This window comes from Saccharospirillaceae bacterium, assembly GCA_022448365.1.
In the GTDB taxonomy this organism is placed as follows: Bacteria; Pseudomonadota; Gammaproteobacteria; order Pseudomonadales; family Oceanobacteraceae; genus Bacterioplanoides.
The window spans coordinates 734,744-748,285 of sequence record JAKVCS010000003.1; the positions used below are offsets into that span (position 1 = coordinate 734,744).

12 protein-coding genes are annotated in these 13,542 nt (G+C 48.6%); 7 read left to right on the forward strand and 5 right to left on the reverse strand.

The window, feature by feature from the left end:
- Positions 1 to 10 precede the first annotated feature (10 nt).
- Positions 11 to 808 (forward strand): hypothetical protein, encoded by a 798-nt coding sequence (locus tag MK185_07050; protein MCH2040374.1) that lies wholly within the window; start codon positions 11 to 13, stop codon positions 806 to 808.
- Between the two features lie 58 nt (positions 809 to 866).
- Here MK185_07050 and MK185_07055 read toward each other — a convergent pair whose 3' ends face one another.
- Positions 867 to 2,744 (reverse strand): DEAD/DEAH box helicase, encoded by a 1,878-nt coding sequence (locus tag MK185_07055; protein MCH2040375.1) that lies wholly within the window; start codon positions 2,742 to 2,744, stop codon positions 867 to 869.
- 306 nt (positions 2,745 to 3,050) lie between these two features.
- On the opposite strand from MK185_07055, the gene MK185_07060 reads away from it, so the two are divergent.
- The 3 genes from MK185_07060 to MK185_07070 all read left to right on the forward strand — a co-directional run bounded on the left by MK185_07060 (position 3,051) and on the right by MK185_07070 (position 6,294).
- Positions 3,051 to 3,737 (forward strand): YafY family transcriptional regulator, encoded by a 687-nt coding sequence (locus MK185_07060; GenBank protein MCH2040376.1) that lies wholly within the window; start codon positions 3,051 to 3,053, stop codon positions 3,735 to 3,737.
- 122 nt (positions 3,738 to 3,859) lie between these two features.
- Positions 3,860 to 5,947, forward strand: coding sequence for an ATP-binding protein (locus MK185_07065; protein ID MCH2040377.1), 2,088 nt, complete (start codon positions 3,860 to 3,862; stop codon positions 5,945 to 5,947).
- A gap of 65 nt (positions 5,948 to 6,012) precedes the next feature.
- Positions 6,013 to 6,294, forward strand: a complete 282-nt coding sequence (locus MK185_07070; protein ID MCH2040378.1) for a pyrimidine/purine nucleoside phosphorylase — start codon at positions 6,013 to 6,015, stop codon at positions 6,292 to 6,294.
- An 18-nt stretch (positions 6,295 to 6,312) separates the two neighbouring features.
- On the opposite strand, the gene MK185_07075 is transcribed toward MK185_07070, so the two are convergent.
- Positions 6,313 to 8,979, reverse strand: a complete 2,667-nt coding sequence (locus tag MK185_07075) for an EAL domain-containing protein (GenBank protein MCH2040379.1) — start codon at positions 8,977 to 8,979, stop codon at positions 6,313 to 6,315.
- A 10-nt stretch (positions 8,980 to 8,989) separates the two neighbouring features.
- Positions 8,990 to 9,640, reverse strand: a complete 651-nt coding sequence (locus MK185_07080) for a flagellar brake protein (GenBank protein ID MCH2040380.1) — start codon at positions 9,638 to 9,640, stop codon at positions 8,990 to 8,992.
- A 193-nt stretch (positions 9,641 to 9,833) separates the two neighbouring features.
- Between MK185_07080 and MK185_07085 the strand changes: the two genes are divergently transcribed.
- Positions 9,834 to 10,106 (forward strand): DUF3820 family protein, encoded by a 273-nt coding sequence (locus MK185_07085; GenBank protein ID MCH2040381.1) that lies wholly within the window; start codon positions 9,834 to 9,836, stop codon positions 10,104 to 10,106.
- Between the two features lie 36 nt (positions 10,107 to 10,142).
- Entirely contained in the window at positions 10,143 to 10,844 is a 702-nt protein-coding gene (locus MK185_07090; GenBank protein ID MCH2040382.1) for a hypothetical protein, read from the forward strand.
- Between the two features lie 24 nt (positions 10,845 to 10,868).
- On the opposite strand, the gene MK185_07095 is transcribed toward MK185_07090, so the two are convergent.
- Both MK185_07095 and MK185_07100 read right to left on the reverse strand, forming a co-directional pair.
- On the reverse strand, positions 10,869 to 11,111 hold the full coding sequence (locus MK185_07095; protein MCH2040383.1) for an N-acetyltransferase: 243 nt from the start codon (positions 11,109 to 11,111) through the stop codon (positions 10,869 to 10,871).
- A gap of 14 nt (positions 11,112 to 11,125) precedes the next feature.
- The gene (locus tag MK185_07100; protein ID MCH2040384.1) at positions 11,126 to 11,434 is read right to left on the reverse strand and encodes a DUF3301 domain-containing protein; all 309 of its coding nucleotides are present in this window, start codon (positions 11,432 to 11,434) and stop codon (positions 11,126 to 11,128) included.
- A gap of 181 nt (positions 11,435 to 11,615) precedes the next feature.
- Between MK185_07100 and MK185_07105 the strand changes: the two genes are divergently transcribed.
- On the forward strand, positions 11,616 to 13,538 hold the full coding sequence (locus MK185_07105) for a S9 family peptidase (GenBank protein MCH2040385.1): 1,923 nt from the start codon (positions 11,616 to 11,618) through the stop codon (positions 13,536 to 13,538).
- Positions 13,539 to 13,542: the final 4 nt, after the last annotated feature.

The window sequence follows — 13,542 nt, forward strand, 5'->3', positions numbered from 1 at the left end:
GGAACCTATAATGATCCGACTAATTGCACTGCTTAGTGTTATCGCTGCTTTAGGCGGCTGCGCTGCCGCAACACCACTTCTTGTAGCAGAGGGTGTTGGCCATGAGCTTGCCCGTCGTGATGAAGACATAAAAGTACGCGCCGCCGCAGCATTGGCTGAAGAGCCGGATCTGCTGACATTTTCAGTTCAGGCGATATCACGAGGCAAAACAGACGCAGCAGTCTCTACCTACCTGAAGGGTTATGCCGACCCGGACTACAGCAACAACATTAAATCTCTGGCGATCTATCAGATTGGCCTGATTTATATGAATCGTTACAACGACTTCCGCGACGACAAGAAGGCTCGTGCTTATTTTAATCAGCACCGTATCGAATTCCCGGATTCACGTCTGAAGGCACGCGTGGAGAAACGTCTTCAGGTTTTACAACGGCGTCACGACGAAACGGTACAACTGACCGCCAAACAACTATTGACCCAGGTCAACAGGGTGAAGCTGCTGGCTCGGGATGAAACACCCTTTGATGCCGAGTTGACGCCGATGAGTGAGCGTGCAATCACGGATGAACGCGTGGAAGATGCAGAAGGGGTTTACCTGATCTTGTATGATAACCGCGCTTCTTCCGATGAAATGCGCGCAAAAGCACTCTACCAGTTGGGTCTGATTTATATGAGCCCATACAACCGCCATGGTAACAACCGTAAAGCACTCTCTTACTTCCGTAAAATTTCCAATGAATTTCCGGGTACCTCTGTCGCAAAACGTGCCGCTCAAAAAGCAAACGAACTGATTAATCGTCAGTACTGAGTCATTCGAAGACAATAAAAAAGGAGCCAACCGGCTCCTTTTTTAACGATCAGGGACGTTATTGGTCCCTGGGCTTACGCTTCTTAAAACCACCAGGCTTACTATCACGACGGTCTCCACCACGGCGCTCGCTCTGACGATCGGAAGAACGGCCACGTTCGCCTGGCTTACCACCACGATGAGGCTTCTTCGGACCACGATCCTTACGTTTTCCGTCACCTTTTGGCGCGTCAGCCTCCTTATACTCTCGCATGTTCAGCGCTTGACCACACACACGTGCTTTCTTAAGCACAGCCATGGTTGTCTCAGGCATACCTGCCGGCAAGTCAATCACCGAGAAGTTTTCCAGGATTTCAATATGACCGATATAGCGGCTTTCCAGATCAGCTTCGTTAGCAACAGCACCCACCAGGTTACCCGGACGCAGACCATCGTCATAACCAACGTTAACCATGTAACGCTGCATTTCAACGTCTGGCTGCCCCTTCAGAGCTTTCGCCTGTTCTTCTGGCAAAGACTTACTCCGAGGCGACCGATCACGATCATTGCGATCACCGCGCTCGCGCTTCTCGCGTGGTTCGCGCTCGCGACGTTCCATCATGCGGCTATCGGCTTTTTCATCCAGGAACAACGGCTTATTGCCTTGCAATAAGCTGGCGATTGCTGCAGCCACGTCCAACGTTTCAACCGGGTTTTCGGTTAATACAGACTCAATGATGTCTCGGAATACCTGATTTTTATCTGAGTGGATCGCATCCACAATACGGGCCTGAAAGCGCTCTTTGCGTTTAGCATTAACGTCTTTCGCGGTTGGCAGAGGCATCTCTTCGATGGTCTGACGAGTGGCTTTTTCGATATCGCGCAACATGCGCTTTTCGCGGCCACGGACAAATACAATCGCTTCACCTTCCCGCCCGGCACGACCTGTACGGCCAATACGGTGCACGTAAGATTCCGTATCCTGAGGAATGTCGTAATTCACTACGTGACTGATACGCTCAACGTCCAGACCCCGGGCCGCAACGTCGGTTGCAACGAGAATATCCAACTTACCCGCTTTCAACTTTTCAACCGCTTTCTCACGCAGCTGCTGGGGGATGTCACCGTTCAGCGGTGCGCACTTGAAGCCATTGGCTTGCATGAAATCAGCCACTTCTTCTGTGGCCTGTTTGGTGCGCACAAACACCATCATGGCGTCGAAGTCTTCCACTTCGCTGATACGCAACAACGCATCGTTTTTATGCACGCCGCCAACGAACCAGTAACGTTGACGAATTTTGTCGTTGGTTGTGGTTTTTGCTTTGATTTTCACCTGAACCGGATCCGTCAGGTGTTTTTCGGCGACCGCCTGAATCTCTCGCGGCATAGTTGCTGAAAACAGCGCAACCTGGCGTTGCTTCGGTGCCTGATCAAGAATCCAGTTAACGTCATCGATGAAACCCATGCGCAACATTTCATCGGCTTCGTCCAGCACAACGGCCTTGATATCCGATAGGTTCAGCGTGCCACGACGAAGATGATCCATCACACGACCAGGCGTGCCCACTACCCATTGTGGACCACGCTTCAATTCACGCAGCTGGCTACCATAGTCGGTACCGCCATAAATTGCAGAGACATTAATACCCGGTAGATATTTGGAGTAACTCTTAACAGCTTCAGCAACCTGCTGAGCCAGTTCACGAGTAGGTGCTAATACCAGTACCTGGGGAGCGTTCAGATCCGGTTGAGTCCGGGCAAGAATCGGCAGAGAAAACGCCGCCGTTTTGCCGGTCCCCGTTTGGGCCATACCTAAAACATCACGACCTTCCAGCAGCGTTGGGATACTGCTGGCCTGGATTGGCGATGGCTCTTCATAGCCCAGCTCCTCCAGTTTGCGTAAAATCTGAAAAGGTAAACCCAGGCTCGCAAAGCCTGTAGGGGTTGAATCGGTCATATTGTACCTGTGTTCAAGAAGCTGGGCTAAACCGTTTCCACTCTCACACAAGGGATCTGCAACTGAACAGAGGGTGAAAGCGTGTCTACGCTCACCCTTAATAAACAGTATTTGGTATTCCGACTTGCCTGTATGACGGCGACGCCCGACTTGGGGTTAATCAAAAAGGGCGGCGAGTATACCTGAAAGACCCTGCGAACGCCCGCCATTTATGTAAATTTATGTTGGCTAAGCTATTTCCTCTACTGACATCCACTGACATAGTAGATCCGTCATACTTGCGCGAGAAATTCCGGAGCCAGAATCATGTCCAATAAATCAGAGCGCTTATTCCAACTTGTCACCTTACTGCGCAGCCGCCGGACAGCGATAACAGCCGAAACGCTGGCGGAATTTATGGAAGTATCAGTCCGCACCATTTACCGCGACATTCAGGCATTGGTGGTATCAGGCATTCCGGTTGAAGGCGAAGCAGGAATTGGCTACCGTCTCAGGCCCGGCTTTCAGTTACCCCCACTGATGTTCGACTTTGATGAAGTGCAATCGATCTTACTGGGCACACACATGGTCGCTGCCTGGACTGATCAGGAGCTGGCACAGGCAGCCAGACGAGCAGAAGCGAAAATCCGCGCGGTATTGCCTGAGCAGCAATTAATGCGCGCCGATAACAGCCCGTATTGTGTGCCGCCCGTGCTGAAAGAACACCCGGTGCAAACGGTGCATCTGAATATCCGCCATGCCTGTGAAAGACTGTTAAAAGTAACCATGGATTATGAAGATGCTCAGGGTAGCAAAAGCCAGCGAACAGTCTGGCCGCTGGGTATGCTGTTCTGGGGTCAGCGCTGGACATTTTTAGCCTGGTGCGAGAGTCGCGATGCTTACCGCAGCTTTCGACTCGATCGGGTCAACAACATTGACCTACTGAACGAGCATTACCCACGTCATCCACAACGGAATCTTCAACATTACTTACAACAGTGGGAAGAGCATTAGAGTCAGCATGTAATGGCCCCACTATTCTCTCGAGTCAGGAACAAATTCCCAGCTTCACAAGCAATTCAATGGTGGAGCTGCTAATCTTAGATCAGTTTACTGTAGGCAGATTCCGCAGATCGATGAGTATTAAGTCCCGAATTCTGCTGAGTGTTATCGCTCTTCAGCTGATTGGTTTTGTTGCCTTGGTTTATCAATTCAGCCACCAGGCTGGTCAGTCTGTGTTCGCAAACAATCAACAACAAATCATCAGCTCCGTCACCTCCACCTTGCATCACTTCAACGCCCTGGCCGCCGAAATGTCGCGCAGCGCCCGCGGCCTTGCCCGTGCTGGCGAACTGATTTATCAGCAGCGCAACCGCCTCACTGAAGAACAAAGAAACAAGAAATTCAGCGATTTACTGATCAATACGTTTACGCCATTCCCGCAGGCAATTGGTGGAGGTATTTGGTACGAACCCTATCAATTTGATAACAACATACGATTACTCGGACCTTATGCCTATCGCAGTCAACGTCAGGTTATGTTCAGTTGGGAACTTAACAGCGATGAGTACAATTACCCGAAACAAGACTGGTACCAGTTGGCATTGCCTGATCAGGCATCACAAAATCATAACCTGGGTCAGGATATCTTCTGGACACCACCCTACTTCGATGAAGCGGCTACGGAAGCTCTGATGACGACCGTTGATGCTCTGATGTTCGACCAGCAACAGGCGATTGGAATGGCAACCGTGGACTGGTCGATGGAAGATATCCGCCGGTATCTCAGCGAACTGAAGCTCACGCCCAACAGCCAGACTTTTTTGATCTACCCAGGTAGTCCGGATTCTTTGCTCGTTGACAACAAACAGGAATCGATACAAATCAATCAAAAGTTGAGACAGTGGCAAGACAAGTTAGGCTCTTTGAAACGTTCAGAGATTAGTCACTTCTCCAGCGGAGATAGTGAGAAGGAACAAGTTGTCGCAGGGCTGACCAATACCGGACTGGTATTTGGTGTCATTGTCCCGGATAGCGACCTGGCAAAAATCGTTGACGAGCAAACGCAACATACGCTGACCACCGGGATTGGGATCGCCGTGATGTTTGTTGCCATCGTCGCATTACTGCTGGAACTGCTATTTCGCCCCTTCGACCAGATACTGTTTTTACTCAAGTCTTCGATAAGCGTTAACCCGGAGACACACAAGATGCAGATGAATACGCTGAATTATCAGACTCAAAATGAATTCAAACCCTTGGTTGGAGCCTTCAATACGCTGGTCAAACAAATCGAGCGCTACACCGAACAGCTGTCCGAAACCAATGATGAGCTGCTTGATAGTCAATCTGAAATCGCTCAACTCAATGCCTCACTCGAGGAAAAAGTTCAGCTCCGGACGGAAGAGCTGAACGCCAAAAAAGAGGAAGCCATCAACTCACTGCAACAGCTGAAACTTACTCAGAAGCAGCTGGTCAACATGGAAAAATACGCAGCTCTTGGGGAGTTGATCGCAGGCCTGGCCCACGAGGTAAATACTCCCCTGGGAATCGCGGTCACCGCCGTTACAGCACTCGAAGATCAATTGCATCAGATCAATAGCTCATTTCGTAACAAGACGCTGGATAAACAGGAATTTTCAGACTTTGTTGACTTCGCCAACGAGGGCAGCCAGATCACCATTGATAATCTCAGACGTGCAGCCGATTTAATCAGTCGCTTCAAACAAGTGGCCGTCGATCAGGCCAGCGAACAATATCGGGATTTTGAGCTGGGCGATTACGTCAACAGCGTTGTGACCTCGTTGCGCCCTAACTTCAAAACCAGTTCGGTGACGATTACAGTCAATTGCTCTGAGCGGATCCACATTGCCAGCTTTCCAGGCGCTCTGTCTCAGGTACTCACCAACCTGATTATGAATTCGCTGATACACGCCTACGATGAAAAACAAAGCGGCGAGATAATCATCGACGTCGGAAAACTCAAAGACCAAGCTATTATCGGCTATCGCGATGATGGCAAAGGTATGACCAGCGACGTACTACAGCACATGTTCGAGCCGTTTTTCACCACCCGTCGCAGCGACGGTGGCAGCGGACTGGGCGCGCATATTATTTATGATTTGGTCACTGAGCGACTCGGTGGACAGCTGATGGTCTGCAGTTCCCCCGGCCAAGGCTCAGAATTCAGAATTCAGATTCCGCTGCGACTCGCTAGCGCATAATACAAGACAGAACATCGCAAGCTCCCTATAATACGCCCCCTTTTCATTTATCCGGAGCAACAGACATGCTGCAAGTAAACGAATATTTTGATGGTAAAGTAAAGTCTATCGGCCTGCAAACTGAAACCCTTCCAGCCACTGTTGGCGTGATGGTAGCGGGTGATTATGAGTTTGGTACCAGCCAGAAAGAAGTGATGACCGTTGTATCTGGCAGCATGGACGTTAAACTGCCCGGCGCCGACAGCTTCCAGACCTTTAGTCAGGGCGAGTCTTTTAATCTCGATGCCAATGTCTCGTTCCAGGTGAAAGTAGCGACAGATACCGCATACTTCTGCACCTACGAGTGATCGTAATGGGCCAGAGGTTTACTGGCCCATTAATTCTGCCATCTCAGCAACAGGCACCGGTCTGCTGAAATAAAATCCCTGATAACTCTCACACTGATTATCGCGCAAAAACATCAGCTGACTCTCAGTTTCAACCCCTTCAGCCAGTACTTTCAAACCCAGCCCCTTCGCCAGACTGATAATGGTAGTGGTGATCACCCGTCCCTCGTCATCTTCTTCGATCGAATTCACAAAACTACGATCAATCTTCAGTTTATCCACCTGATAACGATGCAGATAAGCCAGCGACGAATACCCCGTACCAAAATCATCAATCGCCAGGCTGATACCCAGCGACTTCAGCCCGGCAATGGTATCCAGAACCTGAGGCGTTGGCTCAAGTAATGCGCCTTCCGTAATCTCCAGCTCCAGCCAGCTGGCATCAATAGCGTATTCAGTAAGAAGACGCTGCAACAGTTCCACAAGCCCACCGGCAACGAACGTTGGCTGGGTAATATTCACCGCCACCGAAATTGGATGATTGTCATCAGACTGGATACACGCGAGAGTGCGACAAGCCGAGCGCAGTGCCCAGGCATCCAGCTCCGGCATTAAGCCGTTATCTTCTGCAACAGGTAGAAAACGTCCCGGTGAAATCACCCCCTCAACAGGATGATGCCAACGCATTAAGGCTTCAGCACCGATCAGCTGGCCCGTGTGCATGCAAATCTGAGGCTGATAGTAGAGCTGTAATTCATCATCTCGCTGCAGCGCTTTGCGCAACTGATTACCCAATTCAAGGCGGTCGGTTGCTGCCTGAGTCATATCATTGGTATAAAACTGGTATCGGTTACGGCCTTCCTGTTTGGCTTTGAATACCGCCACATCGGCATTACTCAGCAGTTGTGTGACCGACGAACCGTGATCAGGGAACAGGGTGATTCCCATGGAAACGCTGATGTAGAGTTCCTGACCTACCCCGGCATCGAATGGTTTCTCAAGCAGCTCTTTAATAATGGCAGAGACCGATTGCACCTGCTCATGAGAAACGACATCCTCCAATACCACCATGAAATCATCGCCTCCCAATCTGGCAACAGTGTCGGTGTCACGTAACCGGTGCCGCAAACGATAGGCAAAATCCTGCAGTAAACGATCACCAGCGGGATGCCCCAGACTGTCGTTAATGTGCTTGAAGTGGTCAAGGTCAATGGCTATCAAGCCAACTTTGCGCTGACTGGCACGCGCTTTATCCACGGCATTTTCGAGGCGGCTGAGTAATAATGCACGATTGGGTAAATTCGTGATGGAGTCGTAATAAGACAAATGCTCTAACTGCTGTTCCGACTCCTTAATTTTCGACATATCGGAGAATACGCCGACATAATGACTGACACGATGATTATCATCACGAACAGCGGTAATCGTCAGCCATTCTGGAAAGATTTCCCCGCCCTTTTTACGGTTCCAGATTTCACCTCGCCAATAGCCCTGTTCATCAATAGCCCGGTACATACTGCGGTAGAAATCACTGCCATATTGCCCCGATTTCAGGATTGAAATCGGTCGTCCGATAATCTCTTCCTCTTTATAACCGGTAATCTGGCAAAAAGCCGGATTCACCGCTTCGATACAGGATCGGGCATCGGTGATGACAATGCCTTCCATGGTTGACTCAAATACAACAGCCGACTGATTTAAACGTCGCTCCTTCGCTTGTTGCTCACTGATATCCTGTACAGAACCGCTGCGCGCAATGGTCCTGCCATTATCATCCTGTTGCACCTCACCCCGGCCGTGAATGTACTTCTCATTACCTTGAGCCGTGATGACCCGATAAATCATGTCGGAAGGCTCGCCGCTTTTAACGCTGTGCTGCAATGCACGGGCAACGCGTTCTTTATCCTCTGGATGCACAAACTTAAAATAATCATCCAGCGTTATGTTCTGAATATCCGGATCAACTTCAAAAATCTCAGCGGCGTGTTTGGTAAAGGTAATGCTGTTGTTCACAACATCATCACTCCAGCTACCGATATTTGCCAAACGTTCAGTTCGCTCCAGTAATTGCTCGCGTCGCTCCAGATGCTCAACCATTCGGCTGCGATCCAGAACCAAAAAGAACAGCTGAGCAAATGTGGATAACAGCGATGCTTCACTGTCGGATATGTCGCATCGCTCGGATAGGGAAAAAAATAAGCAGCCAGCCGCCTCAGTTCGTCCCGTGATCGGCACCGAAATCACCGTATCTGCCTCCATTGCTTCAACAATGAAGTGCTCAGAATGATCGAGATCCGGTTGGCGATTGATGACCTTCACCCGGCGCTCGCTCATCAGCCGACACCATTGATCAGCACTACCTATCAGCGAGTGAACACATCGTTGCGAATCCGTTGGCGGGTGAACGCCACCGAGAATCGTCAGAGGCTCTCCCGCATGTTCTTCGGGACAAATGAGCAACAAACCATAATTCGCCCCTAACTGGCTGCTGAGCTGTGAAATGGCACTGCGGAGATCGCTTTCCAGCACTTCAGACCGCGTGGTCAGAAACACCTTGATGCAGCGTTCCAGTAATTGATCCAAAGGCTGGCAGTTAAGTTCATCGGGCAATGGCGTTAACCGCTGATGTTCATCAAATACCTCCGTCACGGCCTGTTTGTTCCAGCTGATGTGCTGCAGATTGATATTGGGCTGATTAGACTTCATGAAAAACGGCTCAATTATTCAAGTACGATAAAACATAAGCGTGCAGCATAATTCGATCTGAATCGCTCATATCGGTAAACTGAACCCCAACAGATACAGTTTTTTCTTCAACATTTACGGACCGGGTAATCGCCATAAGTGTGATAATGCGGTCGATGCCACTCACAGTCAGCTGTGCTGTTATTCTGAGCTCCTGACCTTCTTCGACGGGTAACGACGCACACTCCAGACGCGCTCCGCCTAAACTCAGATCAGTGATTTTCGACGCCGTCTTGTTGTTGCAATCAGCGCCATACATTACTGAGCAAATAAGCTTTACATTTGCCCTGACGGAACTGCGCACTTCACCCAGCACAAGTTCTTTTGGTATTGCCAGATGTAAATGAGCAAAAGGGGCACGAGAAACATGCACGATTTCGGTTTTAAATGCACAGGCGCTGTTAATCTGAGTTGCAAAAAAGCGAACAGCCAGCGACATACCGTTTTTTAATGACAGTGGCGAACCATTCTTTACCGGCGTGGAAACAATGATGGACCGCCCCGGCATATATCCAACCAGCAATGCCCGATCGCGTTCATTGGAATAACCATCAAACTCGAGCTGTAATGCCTGTCCCGGCAGCAGTTTCAGATCTTCAAAACGTTGAGGCTTACCATCCATATCGCAAATACTTAGGAATCGGATTAAAAATTAACTTCAGCAAGTGTAGACCAGAATCCACTAACGGCTTGATAATTAACGTAATAATCATAAAAAAATGACAATTGGATGATGAGTCATTTGCTCATCGGAAAACTTGCCAAGCCAGCCAATTCGATGGAATATCATCAGATTGAATCATATTGGTTTTTACATGTTTGATAAAAAAGATCTGATTACTTTGATTACAACCACCATGCCTTATGGGAAGTATCAGGGACGAGTACTGATCGATATTCCCGAAGAATATTTATTGTGGATGAATAAACGGGGGATGCCAGAAGGACGGCTGGGCTTGTTATTGAGTCTGGCTCTGGAAATACGTATCAACGGACTGGAGAGCATATTGACACCACTGCGTAACGATCCGTCCGTTCAGAAACTGGTAAAAGCATCACAAATACCATCATCTGATACCCGACACTGATCATTCCGGATAAGGAACGTAAACAGGAGACTGAAGATGAAACGACTGGGAATACTGGAAACCGATACGCTGTACGATGATTTACTGGAGGACTATCAGTCATATGGCAAGATGTTTCAGCGTTTTTTTGATTCTCTGGGGAGTCGCCTAAAATACCGGTTCTATGACGTACAAAACGGTGAACTGCCTGCACCGGGAGACTGCGACGCCTATTTAATTACTGGCTCTAAAGCTGGAGTTTACGACCTGTTCGAATGGATTCCACCGCTTTCAGCATGGATTTTACGAGCATACAAACACCGGGAGAAAATCGCCGGAATTTGTTTTGGTCACCAGATTCTGGCACACAGTCTCGGCGGTTTTGCCAGAAAGAGTGATAAAGGTTGGGGCGTGGGGGTACACACCACCAAGGTAATCAATCACCCTGGGTGGCTGAATGATGATTTATCTCATATTCGGCTGATCTACAGTCATCAGGATCAGGTGGAAACATTGCCAGCAACGGCAAAACGACTGACTGAAAGCGAATTCTGTAAAAATGCTGCCTTCTATATTGATCAACGCGTGCTTGCGTTTCAGGGGCATCCAGAGTTCGACGCAGAATACCTTTCCCGCTTATTGCCACGCCGACAAGATAAGATTGGTGAGCCGACCTATCAGCAGGGTATGAGTACTCTTGAACAACCAACCGATGCGGAACGAGTGGGACGCTGGATGCTGGAGTTTTTCCAGCTGTAACCCGTCGTATGAGCTGATAAATTGCTACAAAAACTTGCTGACATACCAGCAGCTGGCCTGCAATTCATAGCCCTGCTCTTTCGCCCAGGTTATTCCCTGCTCAACCAGGATTTCTGCCAGTCCCTGCCCTCTTAAGCGGAATGGCACGTAGGTATGGGTAAAATCAATCTGGTCGCCGTTCAGTGTGTAATCAAGTACACACTCGTTGCCATCTTTTATAAGAACAAATCGTTTTGCATCCGATTGATGCTGAATTTCATATTCCATCGTTGGATATCCGGTTAATGCATTCGGTGTGTATCAAGCTCAAGTTGTTCAACTCTGCGGCCAGCCAACAAAATCGAGCCGGAATAACGCTCATCCCCGGTAGAGGAAAACTCGAAATGATAACAACGCATCAGCGCCCAGCCACCACCACGTTTTTTAAGCTGATAACCATCCAGAGTAAGAGTGTCATCCAACAACTGCAGCCCCTGCAGTTCACAGTGTTTACGCACAACGTTAGACGCTAATATCCGTGCTTGTTGTTGTTTGTTCCAGAACAGATACATCACAACAACAATGCAGAAAAAGAAGATCCAGCCCAGCATGCCAACTCCAGCGGTATTAGTTTGTCCATATATGGAGGTTAAACCGTCGCTTCACAACCCCTGAATGGTAGCGCATGCAGGTTATTGAAAATTATTCTTATCAACAGATTGTAATAATAGTACCCTTGCGCCCTGTAAACATATTTATCAGTGAAGATTCTATCATTCAGGGATTGTCATCATGTTCAAATTTAGTGTTCTGATTATTTGTCTGCTCAGTTCGCTGGCTTATGCCAAACAGACACAGCCATTATCACTTTCTGTGTATGCCCAGTACCCAGCCGTTAGCGCACCGCAATTATCCCCTGATGGCACTTTTATTTCTTTTCTCGCCGGACAACCAGGCCAGCAGATTCTTGCAGTACAACATATGGAAAATGATCATTTAACCGCAGTGGTTAAGACAGACAATATCGCCAGTAGACTCGACTGGTATCTCTGGGCAAATAACAACACCCTGCTATTGAGCATCTCTTATCCCTCAAATCGTAACGGTGTCGCGACGCTTGAAAAGCGATTATTCAGACATATTATCGGCAAAGATCAGGGAGTCATTCCGCTGCTAAAGCCACGGAGCTTTGAGCACCTGCCACAGTTCAGCAACGGTATTATCAGTGTGCTGGCGGATGACCCGGCACATGTATTGATCCAAGCGGATTTTAAACATGCAAATAAACCCGCAGTGTATAAAGTCAATATCGAAACCCAGAGGAAGCGTTTGATTCAATACCATAAATCTTATGTAAAAGAGTGGTATAGCGACCTCGAGGGCAACGTTCGACTCGGGTTTGCCATCAAAGGTACAGAAGCCTTTTATATTTATCGCCCCGCAGGAAAAGAGGAGTGGAAAACGATCTGGCGATTTAATCTGCTGGAAGACCCGGAAATTGACTTTATCGGCTTCGACTCTGAGCCGAATATTGCTTACATCAGGGCAGATTACCAAGGGAAATACGCATTATTTAAAGTCAATATGGATGCACCTGAAAAGCAATCTGAGCCAATTTTTTCTGACCCGGATTATGACTTTGATGGCTCATTGATTTATGCAGGAAAGAATCAACAAGTTGTTGGCGTTCGTCAGAGTTCTGCAGAGAGTTCGGTTATTTATTGGCAAAAACAATATAAAACACTGCAAAGTGGCCTGAACAAGATTATTCCAAATGCCTCGAATAGCATCATCGATACGTCCCGTGATGAGCGGTTCTACATTATGCGTTCGAATTCAGACAGCAATCCCGGAAGCTACTATATCGGTGATCGCAAAAAGAAAAAAATTAAAAAACTTGCCGAACGATATCCGCAAATTAATGAAACGAATTATGCGGGCAAACATCATGTGCGTTTTAAGGCGCGTGATGGTCTGAATATTGAGGCCTATGTTACCCGCCCTATTAACACCCAGTCAGACCAGCGTTTGCCCGCGGTGGTACTGCCCCATGGCGGCCCCATGTCCCGAGACTATTCAGGTTACGATTATTGGTCTGAAATGCTTGCCAGCCGCGGCTATATCGTTATTCAGCCAAATTTCCGCGGCTCCTCTGGTTATGGCTTTGATTTCGAACGCCAGGCGATACAAGGATGGGGCCAGGCGATGCAAGACGATTTGCAGGACGCCGCCCACTGGCTCGTAGAGAACGCCAATGCCGATAACACACGAATTTGTATTCTCGGGGGCAGCTACGGCGGGTATGCCGCTCTTATGGGCGCAGTAAAACACCCGGAAACCTATCGTTGTGCAATCAGTATCGCCGGGGTCTCTGATTTAGAGATGGTTTATTGGGATGCACGCAAATACACCAATAAAGAAATAGAAAGAAAACAGTTCGGTCACGATCAGAAACAACTACAACAAGCGTCACCGATTAACTTTGCCGAAGATATCGAGATACCGATATTGCTTATTCACAGCGATAAAGATCGGGTTGTACCAGTGAAACACAGTCGCAATATGGCAGACGAACTGGAAGATGAAGACAAGGACGTGCGTTATCTTGAACTGGAAGGTGGCGATCATCATCTCAGTGCCGAGCAGCACCGATTATCTACGTTGCAGGAGATTGAACGCTTTCTGGCGGAGCAACTACAAAAACCCCAGCGCTAAGCCG